This is a genomic window from Nocardiopsis sp. LDBS0036 (assembly GCF_041228755.1).
Lineage (GTDB): Bacteria > Actinomycetota > Actinomycetes > Streptosporangiales > Streptosporangiaceae > Nocardiopsis > Nocardiopsis dassonvillei.
The window spans coordinates 2,517,614-2,533,023 of the sequence record NZ_CP141103.1; the positions used below are offsets into that span (position 1 = coordinate 2,517,614).

Consider the following 15,410-nt stretch of genomic DNA (forward strand, 5'->3'; position numbering starts at 1 on the left):
CGCCGGGGCGCCGTCGGGGCAAAGTCCTGTGGTGTCGCCCATGTTCCCCGCTTCGGGGCCGCTCATCCGCGCGGTCCCGCCATGGGCGTTGACGGCCGTGGTGCGTCTTCGCGCCGCTCCTCCGCGTTGTCGTCCGCGGGTCCGGAGCTCGTGTGGGCTTCGGGCCGGTCCTGGGAGAGCGGGTCCGCGATCGCACCTGTCGTCTCGTCCAGCGGCCCCTGCGCCAGCCGGGTCATCATCGGAGATGACGGCGGCGCGAGGTCGGCCACGCGGCGAAGGCCGGTCAGCACGTCGTCCGGTCGAACAGCAGGTGTCGTGTGCCGTACGACCATCCGAAGTATGGCATATGTCGTGTGATGTTCCTCTGGGGCGCGCCCGAGGGATTCAGCGCACACGTCGATGCGGACCACCGCCGGCCGTGTGTCGAAGCGGCGACGGCCCTTCTTCGTCATCCGCTCCACCTCGACGCTGTCGGCGGCCAGATAGGCGGCCACCGCCCTGGCGGCGTCGTCGGGGTCGACGCCAGCCATCTCCACGCGCCATTCGGAGGCCTGGAGCCGGTCGGCCAGCCCGGGATGTCGGGCCTCGACGACCTCGACGACGTCGATGCCCTGGGGCATGGCCGCGTCGATGTCGGCTCGGACCCTCTCGGGCGGGCGGTGCTCGGCCAGAGTGAGCTCAAGGTACTCCGCCTCGCTGGCGACCCCGGTGGGGGCCGCGCCGGTGTAGGAGACCTTGGGGTGAGGTGAGAAGCCAGCGGAGAAAGCCACGGGTACGGAGGCCCTGCGCAGGGCGCGCTCCAGAGCCCGGGCGATGTCGCGGTGGCTGGCGAACCTCATGCGTCCGCGCTTGGCGTAGTGGACGCGAAGCCGCTGTCCGGGTTTGGCCGTGGAGGGTGAGGTGGTGCCCTCGGATGCGGGGGGCAGCTCAACTCCTTTCCTCATGCCCCCTGGTGCGGTCGGCGGGGCGACCTGAAGGGGCTGTTCCTCGTCCTGTTCAGCGTACGGTGCGCCGTGGTGCACATGCGCCAGCAGGACTACGCATACCGGTATCTCCCCCACTGACCTGCGGTCGAAAAGTCCCCGAGCGGTCGAAGCGGACACCGGAGCCGTGTTCACCAGCAGAACGCGGGGTTCGCCGAAAAAAATCCGAAGAAAATCTGGATCCGATGGCAACCCCCCGCGTAGCCCGCGAGTCCTATTACACGTACGGCCCGGCGCGAGCGGGGCGCCGGGCCGTACACCTTCCTCCCCCGGGCCACTCCCCTTCGAGGGTCGAGAGAGCGCCCGGAGCGCGAAATCCTACTTCACACCCTCCCGGGGCACGTGAGCCGCCCCCTGCCCCGGCACGAACACCACGGCCCCTGACCCCACCGACGACCGGTGGGAGCAGGGGTTCGTCCGTGTCCGGCCTCGGCCGGAGACCTCCCGGGCCCGCGCGGCACACCGCCGCGACCGGGCGGCTGTCCGGCTAGACCACGTTGAGCGGCAGCAGCGGACGGCCCTCCGCGGGGGCGTTGATCTGGATCTCGGTGCCCATGCTCGGGCAGACCCCGCAGTCGTAGCAGGGGTTCCAGCGGCAGTCGTCCACCTCCAGCGACTCCTCGCCGTACAGCGAGTCCTGCCAGTCCTGCCACAGCCACGACCGGTCCAGGCCCGCGTCCAGGTGGTCCCAGGGCAGGACCTCGTCCTCGTCGCGCTCGCGGGTGGTGAACCAGTCCACGTCCACCGGGAGGTCGGCCAGGGCGGCCTCGGCGGCCTCGGACCACCGGTCGTAGGAGAAGTGCTCGCTCCAGCCGTCGAAGCGGCCCCCCGAGCGCCACACCTCCTCGACCACCCGGCCGACCCTGCGGTCCCCCCGGGAGAGCAGGCCCTCGATGATGGAGGGTCGGCCCTCGTGGTAGCGCAGACCGATCGACTTGCCGTACTTGCGGTCGCCCCGCAGCCTGTCGCGCAGCTTGCGCAGCCGGGCGTCGACGGCCTCGTGCGAGGTCTGCGCCGCCCACTGGAACGGGGTCTGCGGCTTGGGCACGAACCCGCCGATGGACACCGTGCAGCGGATGTCCTTGCGGCCGGTCACCTCACGGCCGGTCCGGATCACCTCGGTGGCCAGGTCGGCGATGGCCAGGACGTCCTGGTCCTCCTCGGTGGGCAGGCCGCACATGAAGTACAGCTTCACCTGCCGCCACCCGGCCGCGTACGCGGCGGTGACGGTGCGGATGAGGTCCTCCTCGGTGACCATCTTGTTGATCACCCGGCGCATCCGCTCGCTGCCGCCCTCCGGCGCGAACGTCAGGCCGGAGCGGCGCCCGTTGCGGGTCAGCTCGTTGGCCAGGTCGATGTTGAACGCGTCCACGCGGGTGGAGGGCAGGGACAGGCCGGTGTTGGTGCCCTCGTAGCGGTCGGCGAGCCCCTTGGCGATCTGCCCGATCTCGCTGTGGTCGGCGCTGGACAGCGACAGCAGCCCCACCTCCTGGAAGCCGGAGGCCTCGACGCCGTCCTCGACCATCTTCGTGACGGTCTCCTTGTTGCGCTCGCGCACCGGCCGGGTGATCATCCCCGCCTGGCAGAACCGGCAGCCGCGCGTGCAGCCGCGGAAGATCTCCACGCTGTAGCGCTCGTGCACGGACTCGGCGGTCGGCACGATCGGCTTCTTGGGGTAGGGCCACTGGTCCAGGTCCATCACGGTGTGCTTCTGCACCGTGCCGGGCACCCCGGGCCGGTTGGGCGTGTAGGAGGCGATCCGCCCGTCCTCGTGGTAGGCCACGTCGAAGAAGCGGGGCACGTACACGCCCCCGGTCGCGGCCAGGCGCAGCAGCAGGCCGTCGCGCCCGCCGGGCTCGCCCTCCTCCTTGAACTCGCGGATGATCTCGGTGATGGCGAGGGTGATCTCCTCGCCGTCGCCCAGGACCACCGCGTCCAGGAAGTCGGCGATCGGCTCGGGGTTGAACGCCGAGTGTCCGCCGGCCAGCACGACCGGGTGGTCGGCGGTGCGGTCGGCCGCGCGCAGCGGGATGCCCGCCAGGTCCAGCGCGGTGAGCATGTTGGTGTAGCCCATCTCGCTGGCGAAGCTCAGCCCGAGCACGTCGAAGGCGGCCAGCGGCCGGTGCGAGTCCACGGTGAAGTGGGGCACGCCGTGCTCGCGCATCAGCTTCTCCAGGTCCGGCCACACCGCGTAGGCGCGCTCGGCCAGCACGCCCTCGCGCTCGTTGAGGACCTCGTACAGGATCTGGACGCCCTGGTTGGGCACTCCCACCTCGTAGGCGTCCGGGTACATCAGCGCCCAGCGCACCCGGGTCTCGTCCCATTCCTTGACCACGGAGTTGAGCTCGCCACCGACGTACTGGATGGGCTTGGCCACCTGCGTCAGCAGGGGTTCCAGCCGCGGGAAGAGGCTTTCGACGGACATGGTGTGGGCCTTCGTTCGGCGGACATCGTGTCGGGTGTGCGTGGACCCCCGCCGTCGCGGGGGTCGGCGCGGTGACGCGTGGAGCGCGCCCGCGCTGATGTTCCCAGGCTACCGGCGCCACGGGCCCCGGGCCGCTCCGTCCACAGGTCCGGTCGGACCGCGGCGGGCCCGGTTCCGTCCGCGCCCCGCCGCGGTCCTCCCTCCGGACGGCGGCGGGGCGGGCCCCTGCGCCTCCGCCGTGCCCGCCCCGCCGGTGTCGTGGTCCGCGCCCCTAGGCGAAGCCCCGGTCCCGGGAGTCGACCCCCAGCACCAGTCCCAGGGCGACCATGTTGGCCACGATCGCGGTACCGCCGTAGGACATGAACGGCAGCGGCAGACCCGTCACCGGAACGACCCCCAGGCCCATCCCGATGTTGATGAAGGCCTGGAACCCGAACCAGGCGACCACTCCCACGCACAGCAGTCGCGGGTAGGACTGCTCGCACCCCTGGGCGATGCGCAGGATCCGCCACAGGATCAGCGCGAACAGGCCGATGACCACCACCGACCCCACGAACCCCAGTTCCTCGCCCGCCACCGTGAAGATGAAGTCGGTGTGCTGCTCGGGCACGAACTGACCGTGCGTCTGCTCGCCCTGGAAGAGCCCGGTGCCGTTGAACCCGCCCGACCCCACCGCGATCAGCGCCTGGTTGGAGTTGTACCCCGCGCCCTGCGGGTCGGCGGTCGGGTCCATCAGCGTGGCGATGCGGTCCAGCTGGTAGGGCTCCAGCAGGTCGAACCACCACACGCACAGCGCGCCGACCACCCCGCACGCCAGCATGCCCGCCACCCACACGATCGGGGCGCCCGACAGCGTGAGCATGCCCAGGAAGATCGTGACCAGCACCAGCGTGGTGCCCAGGTCCGGCTGCGCCATCACCAGTGCCAGCGGCACCGCCAGGACCACCAGGCAGAACACCACGTCCCGCGTCATCGGCCGGGCCTCGCCGTCGCGGGGCTCCCCCAGCAGCGTGGCCAGGACCAGGACCAGCCCGACCTTGGACAGCTCACTGGGCTGGAACTGGAAGCCGCCGACCACGATCCAGCCGCGCGACCCGTTGATCACCTCGCCGAGCGGGGTGAGCACCAGGACCAGCGCGACCACCGTGACCAGGTAGACGATCGGCGCGTACGCGCGGATCGTGCGGTGGTCCACCGCGGCGACCAGAAGGCACAGCGCCCACGCCACCAGCAGGTGGAGCAGGTGGCGGCCCAGGTGTTCGGTGGACTCCAGCGGGTCGCTGCCGTCGCCCGGGATGGTCGCCGACCACACCAGCAGCGAACCGATGGCGCACAGGGCCGCCACCGACGCGACCAGCGTCCAGTCCAGTCGGCGCGCCAGGCCCGCCGCGTTGCGTCCGATCTCGGCGCTCCGTGACCCGGGCGCCCCCATGTAGGTGCTCATGGCTACCGATCCAGCAGGTCGATGGAACCGTCGGGACGGATGTCGGGCAGTTGCTCGGGCGGCGCGCCGCCCGGGATCAGCGGCTCCGCGCCGCCGGACGCATCCTCTTCGACCTCGGCCTCGGCTCCCTGTGCCGGGGAGTCGAACCCGTAGATGCCGTCGTAGATGGCGCGCGCGATGGGCGCCGCGGTCGTACCGCCGGTACCGCCCTGGGAGACCAGGACGACGATGGCGAACTGCGGGTCGTCGGCGGGCGCGTAGGAGGCGAACCAGGAGGAGACCTGGCGCCCCTCCACGTCGGCGCTACCGGTCTTGCCCGCGACGGACACCTTGTCCTGCGGGAACCCGGCGAAGGCGCCGCGGGCGGTGCCCTCCTTGGGGACCGCCGTGAGCGCGGTCTGGAGGTACTCCAGCGTCCCGTCGCTGACCGGGAGCTCGCCGCGCACGACCGGTTCGATCTCGCGCACCTCCGTCCCGTCGGCGGAGACCAGCGCCCTGCCGATGCGCGGCTCGTGGAGCGTGCCGCCGTTGGCGACGGCCGCGTAGGCGCTGGCGAGCTGGAGCGGGGTGACGAGGACGTCCCCCTGGCCGATGGCGAAGTTGACGGCCTCGTTGGCCCGCCACTGGAAGCCCTCCACGCACTGCTCGTAGGCCAGCAGCTTGAGGTAGGCGGCGCGCGACGGGTCGGTCTCGGCGACGTCGGGGTAGCCGTGCTCGCCCCGGTGGCAGTTGTTCTCGCGGGTCTCCTGCCAGAAGGTGCGCTTCCACTCGCGGTCGGGGATGCGCCCGGAGGTCTCGTAGGGCAGGTCGATCCCGGTCGGGGAGCCGAAGCCGAAGCCCTTGGCCATCTCGGCCATCGCCTCGTCCGCCTCGCCGTCGGGGTAGAGCCCGCCGTCGTCCTTCCACATCTGGTAGCCGAAGTTGTAGAAGACGGTGTTGCAGGAGACCACGATGGCCTCGTGGAGGCTGATCGGACCCTGGCCCTGGCCCTCGTAGTTCTCGTAGTTCTGCCCGGCCAGGTTCACCGAGCCCGGGCAGGCGTAGGTGCTGCGCAGCGAGTACCCGTTCTCCGCGGCCGCCGCGAGCGAGGAGACCTTGAACGTGGAGCCCGGCGGGTAGGTGCCCTGCACGGCTCGGGAGAGCAGCGGCTCGCCCGCCTCCTCGCTGAGCATCTCGTCGAAGGTCTCCTGGTCGATGCCGCCGCGCCAGATCGCGGGGTCGTAGGTGGGCAGGCTCGCCATGGCCACCACGCCGCCGGTGCGCACGTCCAGGACGATGGCGGCGCCGGAGTCGGCCTTGTAGCGGGGCCGGGCGTTCGCCATCCCCTCGGCCAGCGCCTCCTCGGCGATCTTCTGCACGCCGAGGTCGACGTGGGTGACCAGGTGCATCCCCGGTTCGGGCGGCGCCTCGGAGATGACCTCCATGACCTCGCCGTGGTTGTTCACGCCCAGGACGCGCTTGCCCGCGGTGCCGCGCAGCTGGGCGTCGTAGACCGCCTCCACGCCGTCGCGGCCCACCATGTCGATGCCGGTGAACTGGGTGCGCAGATCCTCGCGGGCCTCCAGCTCCTCCTGGGTCACCGGTTGCAGGTAGCCCAGCATCTGGGAGCCGTGCTCGCCCTGCGGGTACTCGCGCACGGCGTGGGCCTGGGCGCTGATCCCGGGGAAGCGGTCGGCGCTCTCCATGATCTGGAGGGCGACGGAGGGCTCCACGTCGTCGGCGAGGGTGACGGGCTGGTAGGGCGAGCCGGGCCAGCACGGGCGGCTCACCTCGGGCCCGCACAGGCGCATGCGCTTCTGGAGTTCCTCCAGCGGGACGTCGAGCACCTCGGACAGGTCGGTCAGGACCTTCTCGCCGCCGTCCTCCATGCCCGTGATCTCGTGGTAGTCGGCGGAGACCACCAGCTCGGTGCTGTTGTTGACCAGCGGGCGGCCGGTGGTGTCCAGGATCTGCCCCCGCGTGGCGGGGACGAGGAGCTGCTGGTGGTGGTTGGCCACCGCGAGCTCGCGGTAGTGGTCCCACATCGGAATCTGGAGGTACCACAGCCGTACGGCCAGGGCCGCGAAGAGCACCAGGACCAGGATCTGGGCGAGCAGCAAACCGGCCCGGCCGAGTCTGCGGCCGGGCAGTTCGACGTCGTCGACGGGCGACATGTGCACGTTCACCACCCCCCGGGGGACACGGGGCCCCGGACGCCGGCGAGCTCGCTGTCGGAGAGCGCCCCCCGCGCCCACAGCAGCGGAAGCGTGACCAGCGGTGAGACCAGGGTGGTCAGGGCGGCTCCGACGAGGGTGTTGACCGCCACGGCGGCCAGCGACACCCGCGGGTCGCCCATGAGCACGCCGACCAGCGCGTAGCCCAGGCCCACACCCACGGCGGTGACGGCGGTGGCGGCCATCAGGGCCCACACCGAGGGCCTGCCTCCCAGGGCTCCGGCGGAGCCGGTGTTCCTGTGCAGCAGGGCCAGCAGGTAGGCGGCCACGCACAGCACCAGGGCGTAGCGGCCCAGCGCGTGCTCGGCGGGCGGCAGGACGTCCATGGCCAGCCCGGCGGCGAAACCGCACGCCGCGGCGGCGGCGGGGCCGGTGGTCAGGGCGACCGCGACGATCGCCGCGGCCACGAGGTCGGGCCCGGCCCCCCACTCGAACGGGAGCCGGTTGACGACGGTGGCCTGGGCGAGCACGGCGACGGCCACCAGTGCCAGGGTCGCTGCGTTCCTCATGAGCGTTCCCCCTTGTCGGGTCGGGGCGGGAGCACGGAGTCGCGCGGGTCCTCCTCGGGACCCCCGACCACCACGCCCACCACGTCCAGGGACGAGAAGTCCACGGCCGGGGCGATACGTGCGAGGCGGCTGAGCGCGCCGGGCGCCACCTGCACCTCCTCGACGGTGCCGATCGGCACGCCGGGCACGAAGGGCGCGCCCTCGTGCGAGCCGAGCGTGACCAGCCGGTCCCCGGCCTCGACCGGCGCCTGGAGGTCGAACAGCTCCAGGGTCAGTTCGGCGTCGGGGCCGCCGGGGACGGTGCCGCCCCGGACCACGCCGATCTTGCGCGTGGCCTCCAGACGGGCGCCGACGGCGGAGTTGACGTCGGTGGCGAGCATGACGGTGGCGGTGCTCGGACCGGCCTCGATCACCTTGCCCACCAGGCCGGAGCCGTTGACCACGGTCATGTCCGGGCGCACACCGGAGTCGGTTCCGGCGTCGATGGTGACCGTGTCGGCGTAGCCGCGCGCGGTGACGTGGGTGACGGACTGGGCGGGGACGATCTCGTAGCCGCCCAGACCGGCCAGCCCCAGCATCGCGTCGAGCTGCTCGGCGCGCGCCTTGTCGATGCGGGCGGCCCGCAGGTCGTCCTCCAGCTCGGCGTTGGCCTGCTCCAGCTCGGCCACGCGCTCGGATTCGGGGCCGCTGACCAGCCCCTCGTAGAGACCGGACACGGGTCCGGTCGCCCAGGTGACGCCCGCGGCGGCGGGCGCGAAGACGAGTTCGCCGCCCGCGCGGGCCACTGAGGTGACCGGGTTGGCGCCGGGACGGGCGTCCAGGACGAGCAGGGCCACCGCCACGGCGACGAGCACGGCGAGGAGTACGCGGGATCTGCGTGAGTCGCGGAACATGGGTCACCTCCGCCGCTCGGGGACGAGTACCTGGTGGAGCCGTTCGTAGTTCTCGACGCAGGTGCCCGAGCCGACGGCGACGGAGTCCAGCGCGTTGTCGGCGACGTGGATGGGCATCCCGGTCTCGTGCAGGAGCCTCTCGTCGATCCCGCGGAGCAGCGCTCCGCCGCCGGTGACGGCGATGCCGCGGTCCATGATGTCGCCCGACAGCTCCGGGGGGCACTTGTCCAGGCTGGTGCGGACCGCGTCGACGATGGCGGTGACCGGCTCCTCGATGGCCTGGCGGACGTCGCTCTCGGACAGGACGATGGTCTTGGGCAGCCCGCTGACGAGGTCGCGTCCGCGCACCTCGGCGCGGATCTCCTCGGAACCGGTCGGGTAGGCGGAGCCGATGGCCATCTTCAGCTCCTCGGCGGTGCGCTCCCCGATCATCAGCGAGAACTCCTTCTTGACGAAGGTCGCGATGGCCTGGTCGAGTTCGTCGCCGCCCACGCGGATGGACTGCGAGGTGACGATGCCGCCCATGGAGATCACGGCGACCTCGGTGGTGCCGCCGCCGATGTCCACGACCATGTTCCCGGTGGGCTCGTGGACGGGGAGCCCGGCGCCGATGGCGGCGGCCATGGGCTCCTCGATGATGTAGACCCTGCGCGCGCCGGCCTGGTATCCCGCCTCCTTGACGGCGCGGTGCTCGACCGAGGTGATGCCGCTGGGCACCGCCACGATCAGGCGCGGCTTGGCGAAGTGGCGCCGCCGGTGGATCTTCTGGATGAAGTAGCGCAGCATGCGCTCGGTGATCTCGAAGTCGGCGATGACACCGTCCTTCAGGGGACGGATGGCCGTGATGTTGGTCGGCGTGCGACCGATCATCTGCTTGGCTTCGATGCCGACAGCGACGATTCGGCCCGTTGAGGTGTTGAGCGCGACCACCGACGGCTCGTTCAGAACGATGCCGCGTCCTCGCACGTACACGAGCGTGTTGGCGGTACCCAGGTCGACGGCCATGTCCCGGCCGAGAAAAGCAAGGTTGTTCGGCATGTAACGTCCTCAGAGGCGCCGTGTCGGACGTGGTTGCCCGGGGCGACCATACGTAGTCGTTCCGGCACGATAGGTGTTGAGTCCCCCGTATCGTAACGGTCAGCACTTAGTCCGTTACGCAAACACACCGAATTGTTGCCCCGTCGGCGGACGAACCGACCGAAGTCGCCCGTGCCCGCGGGTCCCACATGCCGAAGGACCCGCGGACCGCCCCGTTTCCCCTACAGGTCGGGGAAGAAGAGCTTGATCTCGCGCTCGGCGGAGTAGGTGGAGTCCGAGCCGTGCACGATGTTCTGCTGCACCTCCAGCGCGAAGTCGCCGCGGATGGTGCCGGGGGTGGCGGTCACCGGGTCGGTGGCGCCGGCCAGGGCGCGGAACGCCTCCACCGCGCGCTCGCCCTCGACCACCATGGCCACGAGGGGGCCGCCGGTGATGAACTCGACGAGCGAACCGAAGAACGGGCGCTCGGCGTGCTCCTCGTAGTGCGTCTTGGCGGTCTCGGCGTCGAGCGTGCGCAGCTCCATGGCGACCAGCTTCAGGCCCTTGCGCTCGATGCGCGAGATGACCTCGCCGACGATGTTGCGGCGGACGCCGTCCGGCTTGATGAGAACGAGAGTGCGCTCCACGTGCGTGTCAACTCCTCACTGGGGCTCCGCGTGGCGCACGTGGGCACCCGCCCACGGCAGCGGCCGCACGCGGAGGAATCGGGTGATGGGTCACAGGTGCGGGGGCCGCAGGAGGAGGATTCTCCCCGGGCCGCCCGCCCGGACCTGCGTCACACTATCGCGTTTGGCGCGTGGGCGCGGAGGCCGCGGTGTCCTCGCCCCGCCCGGCGGCCTCCGCCTCGGCGCGGGCCAGGTGGGCGGCCTTCATCTCGTCGGTGCGGCGGCCCATGATGACGCCGGTCACCCACAGGGAGACGAACACCACGGCGACCAGCACCGCCCCGGAGACCAGGAAGGAGGTGAACAGGAAGGCGGCCTGCAGTACCCAGGCCGCGTAGTGCGCCCAGCGGTGCTTCTGGAGCCCGGAGAGCACGAGGGCGGCGACGGCCATCCCTCCCCACAGGCTCCCGGCCAGGACCGGGTCCATCCCCTCAAGGGAGATGGCGACGGGGATGAAGAGGCCGATCACGATGACCTCGAACACCAGGATGACGGCGCAGACTACACGCACGGCGGGTTCCCTTCGTAGTAGACCTGGCCCGTCACTCCTGCGCACCGCGCAACAGGTGGACGGCGTCACCGGCGGTGACGACCGATCCGGTGACCAGTACACCGGTGCCGCCGAACTCCCCGCCTTCCTCGGCCAGGCCCACGGCCCGGTCGATGGCGTCGTCGAGTCGGGGCTCCACGTGCACGCGTTCCTCACCGAAGATGTGCTGGGCGACGTTGGACAGCCGCTCCGGTTCGAGGGAACGCGGGGAGGAGTTACGGGTGACGACGATCTCGTCGAGCAGTGGTTCGAGGGGTTCGAGGATCCCCTCGACGTCCTTGTCGGCCATGATCGCGACCACCCCGACCAGCCGGGAGAAGGTGAAGGCCTCCTCCACGGCCGCCGCGGTGGCGGTCATCCCGGCCGGGTTGTGCGCCGCGTCGGCGATGATGGTCGGGCTGGTGCGCACGACCTCCATACGGCCCGGGGAGTCCACTCCCGCGAGGGCCTCGGCGACGATCGCGGGGTCCAGGCCCCCGGCGTCGTCGCCGGAGGAGGCGAACGCCTCGACCGCGGCCAGGGCCACGGCGGCGTTCCCCGCCTGGTGTGCCCCGAACAGGGGCAGGAACAGGTTCTCGTAGTTGCCGGTGAGGCCCTTGACGGCGATCTGCTGGCCGCCGACGGCGATCTCGCGGGAGGTGACGCCGAACTCCAGGCCCTCCCTGGCCACCCGCGCCCCGACCTCCGCGGCGTTGCGGACCAGGGCCTCGGCGGCGGGCAGCGGCTGCTGGGCCAGGACCGCCACGGAGTCGGGCTTGATGATGCCCGCCTTCTCCTCGGCGATGCCCTCCACCGTGTCGGGCAGGTACTCGGTGTGGTCGATCCCGATGGGGGTCACCACGGCGACGTCTCCGTCGATGACGTTGGTGGCGTCCCACCGGCCGCCCATGCCGACCTCGACGACGGCCACGTCCACGGGGGCGTCGGCGAAGACGGCGTAGGCCATCACCGTGAGGATCTCGAAGAACGACAGCGGTGCGTCGTTCATCGAGTCGGCCATCTCGACGTAGGGGCGGATGTCGTCGTAGGCCGCGACGAACCGCTCCTGGGATATGGGCTCCCCGTCGATGACGATGCGCTCGCGCACGGTGCGCAGGTGCGGGCTGGTGTAGCGGCCCACGCGCAGACCCCGCCCGCGCATGAGCGCGTCGATCATGCGGGCGGTGGAGGTCTTGCCGTTGGTACCGGTGACGTGGATGGCCCGGAAGTTGCGGTGCGGGTCGCCCAGGAGGTCCAGCAGGGTGCGGACCCGGTCCAGTCGAGGATCGATGTCGGACTCGGGCGCGCGGGCGAGGATCTCCGCGGTCACCTCGGCGTAGCGCTGCTCGGCGCTGGCTTCGCTCACGGTGTCTCGATGTCTCGTGTGTTCGGGGTGTACACCCGCGCCAGTCTACGCGCCCCCACCTGGGCACGATCCCCGGGTGAGGGAACCGGTGGCCTGTGTCGCGCAGACCATACTGGGACCATGCGAAGCCTTGACCCCTTCTTCTCCGAGTGGGCGCAGCGCCGCCCCGACCGCCCCCGCGACCGCACCGGAAGCCTGGAGCGTGCCACGGCGCTGATGCGCGTGCTCGGGCTGGACACGCGCCGCCCCCCGGTGCTGGGAGTGGTGGGGTCCAAGGGGAAGGGGAGCACGGCGACGACGGCCGCGGCGGCGCTGGCGTCGGCCGGACTGCGCACGGTCCTGGTCACCGGGCCGAGCTTCCGCTCCTACCGCGAGCGCGTACGGGTGGACGGGACCTCGGTGTCCGACGCCGAACTGGACGTGTTGGGCGCCCGGATCGACGCCGCCCGACGGGAACTGCCGACGGTGGAGGAGTTCGGCGGCCACCTGGCACCGAGCGGGCTGTTTCTCATGGCGGGGCTGCTGCGCGCCATCGAGGTGGGTGCCGACGTGTGCGTGCTGGAGGCCGGGATGGGCGGCCACCGCGACGAACTGCGCCTGGTCGGCCCGGAGGTCGTCGCGCTGGGCAAGGTCTTCGCCGAGCACGTGGGCGTCCTCGGCGACACCGTGGCGCAGATCGCCCGGGAGAAGGCGCGGGTGGCCGGGGAGCGGACCCGCGCGCTGGTGCGCCTGCCGCAGACCGCGGAGGTGGCCGCTGCGGCCGACGCCGCCCTGGCCGAGGCCACCGGGGGCCGGGTGCGGGCCGAGGTGGTCGATCCGGACAGGCCGGGGGTGGAGCCGCCGCCCGGGCTGCGCCCGCCGGGGCTGTCCGCGGCCTCGGGGGTGCTGGGGACGGCGGCGGCGGCGCGGATGCTGGACCACCTGGGCCGCCCGCCCCTGGACCGGGAGCGGCTGCACGCCGTCCTGGGCACCGTCCGGCTGCCGGGGAGGCTGTCCCGCCACACGGTGCCCGGAGAGGCGGCAGAAGCGTCCGGACGGGTCGGAGGGGCGCCCGGTCGGGCTGGAGGAGTGTCCGGCGGGGCCGACGGGGCCCCGGTGGGGGGCGGCAGCACGCCGGACGCGGAGGCGGACGCCGAGGTGGTCGTGGACTCGGCCATCGACCGCAACGGGGTCGCCGCCGCCCTGGCCCACGTCCGTGGGCTGTGGGGCGGGGTGGACCACGTGCTGCTGTGCCTGCCCGACCACAAGGACGTGTCGGGGGCGGTGGAGGTCCTGGGCGATCTGCCCGTGACCGCCGTGCGCCTGCCCGAGGCCCACCTGCGCTTCGAGCACGCCCTGCCGGGCCACTGGGGCCGCATGGACGCCGCGGACCTGTCCCCCGCGGCCCTGCGCGCGCTCGGCGAACGCGTGCTGGCCCTGGGCACGGTCTACTTCACCGGCCGGGTCCTGGAGGCCGTGGACGCCCCCACCGACCGCCTCTTCGGCTGAGGCCGGACCGCGCGGCCCCGAACGCCCACGTCGTCCACAGGTCGGAGGAGGCTCTGGCGGCGCTGGGCACTGGCGCGGGACACTCGAAAACGGGGGTGTCGGGCTTCCCCGGCGGTGGGGCGCGGCTCCCCCGAGATCGAGCCTACGCCGCCGGGCCCCGGTCCGGAACCGCTCTCCCGCAGCTGTGGAGGACTCCCCCGGACCCGCTCCACCCCCGCGTGCCCTCTCCCCGGGCCCCTCCGCCCGGCACGCCCTTCCCCATCCGGGACGGCACGCGGGGCCGCGGCACGGCGACGGGGGCGGTGCCGCGGCACCGCCCCCGCCCGGATCACGGGCTCGGGAAGCCCGTCAGCCCCTACCCGCCGTCAGCGCCGTCCCGGCCGGTAGCTCTCCTGACTCTGCGGGTTGAACTCCTCCATCCGCACCCGCTCGGCCGCGCGCACGCGCGGGTCGTCGATCCGCAGCACGTCCAGGCCGCGTTCGATGTCGGACGAGTACACGTAGCCGTTGTAGTAGTACGTCGACCAGGTGTCGTTGTCCTGCACACCCTCCTCGACGCGGGAGTCCACGTCGAAGAAGCCGATCTCGCTCGGGGCGCCCGGGTCGTTGAAGTCGATCACCGAGACGCCGCCCTGGTACCAGGACTGCACGAAGTAGTCCTGGCCGGGCACCGGGATCAGCGAGCCGTTGTGCGCCACGCACACCTGGTCGCCCTGGTGGCGGTCGATCTTGAAGTAGCTGGCGAATTCCAGCTCCGGCGAGTCGCCGCCGCCGATGGCGTAGATGGCGTTGGCGCCGCGCTGGGGGCCGACCTCCTCGGTGCAGGTCGGGGCGCCGCCTCCGCCGAGCTCGTCGGTGAACAGCACGGTCCGGGCGTCGTTGGTGAAGGTCGCCGAGTGCCAGAACGCGAAGTTCTCGTCCTGGACCACCTCGGTGACGACCGGGTTCACCGGGTCGGAGATGTCCATCAGCACGCCGTCGCCCATGCAGGCGCCCGCGGCGATGTCGCGCTCGGCGTAGACGGTGATGTCGTGGCAGCCCTGGGTGGGCAGCAGCAGCCCGTCCTGCTCGTGGTTGCCGCCCTCGGGGAACAGGACCGGTTCGTTGACGACCGCGGCCTCCTCGGGAGCGTCGTGCGGGACCTCGATGACGGAGATCTTGTCGTGCGGCGGCTGGCAGTTCGGGAAGCGCTCCGAGGGCGAGTACGACGACACGTAGATCAGGTCGCTGTCACCGGTCTTGCTCGGCACCAGGGTGTTGGTGTGCGAGCCGCAGTCGGTGCGCACCGCCGACACGTACTGGGGGTTGGCCTTGTCGGAGATGTCGAAGATCCGGATCCCCTCGAAGCCGTCCGGGTCGGTCACCGGGACGGAGGGTGCCCCGCACTCGGTGCTCGCTCGCGGATAGTCCACCGAGAAGTAGAGCAGGTCGCCGCTGACCGACACGTCGCCCTGTCCGCCCGGGCACAGCACCTCGGAGACGACCTGCGGCTCCTCCGGCTCGGAGATGTCGTAGATGACGAAGCCGTCGTAGTTGCCGCCGATGGCGTAGTCGCCGCTGAACGCCAGGTCGGAGTTGACGTTGCGCACGGCCGAGGGCTTGGGCGTGTGGGCGACGTGGGTGATGTTGTCGCTGTGGATGTCTTCGGCGGGCGCCTCGTCCGCCTGGGCGGCGGCCGGGCCGAGGAGCCCGAGGAGCAGGGACGCGGCCGCGGCGGACGCGAGGGCCGCGGTGCGCCGCAGCGCCTTCCTGGCCCGTGGTGCTGCGGGAGGTGCGGGCATGGGTTCTCCTGTGTGCACTAGGGGGTGGGGGTGGGGGTGGACGCGCCGGGGCCGCGGCGTACACGGCCGCGGCCCC

At 71.9% G+C, this 15,410-nt stretch carries 12 protein-coding genes; 1 reads left to right on the forward strand and 11 read right to left on the reverse strand.

Annotated features, from left to right (window positions below; translation table 11 throughout):
- Nucleotides 1-62: 62 nt before the first annotated feature.
- The 10 genes from UIS43_RS10565 to UIS43_RS10610 form a co-directional block, all read right to left on the reverse strand.
- Nucleotides 63-839, reverse strand: a complete 777-nt coding sequence (locus UIS43_RS10565) for a TIGR03936 family radical SAM-associated protein (protein ID WP_041552821.1) — start codon at nt 837-839, stop codon at nt 63-65.
- A gap of 631 nt (nt 840-1,470) precedes the next feature.
- The gene (locus tag UIS43_RS10570) at nt 1,471-3,408 is read right to left on the reverse strand and encodes a TIGR03960 family B12-binding radical SAM protein (protein WP_370013052.1); all 1,938 of its coding nucleotides are present in this window, start codon (nt 3,406-3,408) and stop codon (nt 1,471-1,473) included.
- A gap of 271 nt (nt 3,409-3,679) precedes the next feature.
- A complete protein-coding gene (gene rodA / locus UIS43_RS10575; protein WP_370013053.1) occupies nt 3,680-4,852 on the reverse strand; it encodes a rod shape-determining protein RodA in 1,173 nt (390 codons plus the stop codon).
- Between the two features lie 2 nt (nt 4,853-4,854).
- Entirely contained in the window at nt 4,855-7,005 is a 2,151-nt protein-coding gene (gene mrdA, locus UIS43_RS10580) for a penicillin-binding protein 2 (protein WP_013154397.1), read from the reverse strand.
- An 8-nt stretch (nt 7,006-7,013) separates the two neighbouring features.
- Nucleotides 7,014-7,574 (reverse strand): rod shape-determining protein MreD, encoded by a 561-nt coding sequence (gene mreD, locus UIS43_RS10585; protein WP_013154398.1) that lies wholly within the window; start codon nt 7,572-7,574, stop codon nt 7,014-7,016.
- Nucleotides 7,571-8,467: a rod shape-determining protein MreC gene (mreC, locus tag UIS43_RS10590; protein ID WP_013154399.1), complete on the reverse strand. Its 897-nt coding sequence runs from the start codon at nt 8,465-8,467 to the stop codon at nt 7,571-7,573. The genes mreD and mreC overlap by 4 nt, the downstream gene beginning before the upstream one ends.
- Before the next feature lie 3 nt (nt 8,468-8,470).
- Nucleotides 8,471-9,505 carry a rod shape-determining protein gene (locus tag UIS43_RS10595; RefSeq protein WP_013154400.1) on the reverse strand — a complete coding sequence of 345 codons (1,035 nt, stop codon included), beginning with the start codon at nt 9,503-9,505 and terminating at the stop codon, nt 8,471-8,473.
- A 221-nt stretch (nt 9,506-9,726) separates the two neighbouring features.
- Complete coding sequence (gene ndk, locus UIS43_RS10600; RefSeq protein WP_013154401.1) at nt 9,727-10,131, reverse strand: nucleoside-diphosphate kinase; 405 nt, start codon at nt 10,129-10,131, stop codon at nt 9,727-9,729.
- A 154-nt stretch (nt 10,132-10,285) separates the two neighbouring features.
- Nucleotides 10,286-10,681 (reverse strand): DUF4233 domain-containing protein, encoded by a 396-nt coding sequence (locus tag UIS43_RS10605; RefSeq protein WP_013154402.1) that lies wholly within the window; start codon nt 10,679-10,681, stop codon nt 10,286-10,288.
- A 31-nt stretch (nt 10,682-10,712) separates the two neighbouring features.
- Entirely contained in the window at nt 10,713-12,065 is a 1,353-nt protein-coding gene (locus UIS43_RS10610; protein WP_358421872.1) for a folylpolyglutamate synthase/dihydrofolate synthase family protein, read from the reverse strand.
- Between the two features lie 120 nt (nt 12,066-12,185).
- Here UIS43_RS10610 and UIS43_RS10615 point away from each other — a divergent pair, with 120 nt between their 5' ends.
- Nucleotides 12,186-13,553: a hypothetical protein gene (locus tag UIS43_RS10615; protein ID WP_370013056.1), complete on the forward strand. Its 1,368-nt coding sequence runs from the start codon at nt 12,186-12,188 to the stop codon at nt 13,551-13,553.
- Between the two features lie 365 nt (nt 13,554-13,918).
- Here UIS43_RS10615 and UIS43_RS10620 read toward each other — a convergent pair whose 3' ends face one another.
- The gene (locus UIS43_RS10620) at nt 13,919-15,334 is read right to left on the reverse strand and encodes an LVIVD repeat-containing protein (protein WP_013154405.1); all 1,416 of its coding nucleotides are present in this window, start codon (nt 15,332-15,334) and stop codon (nt 13,919-13,921) included.
- Nucleotides 15,335-15,410 lie beyond the last annotated feature (76 nt).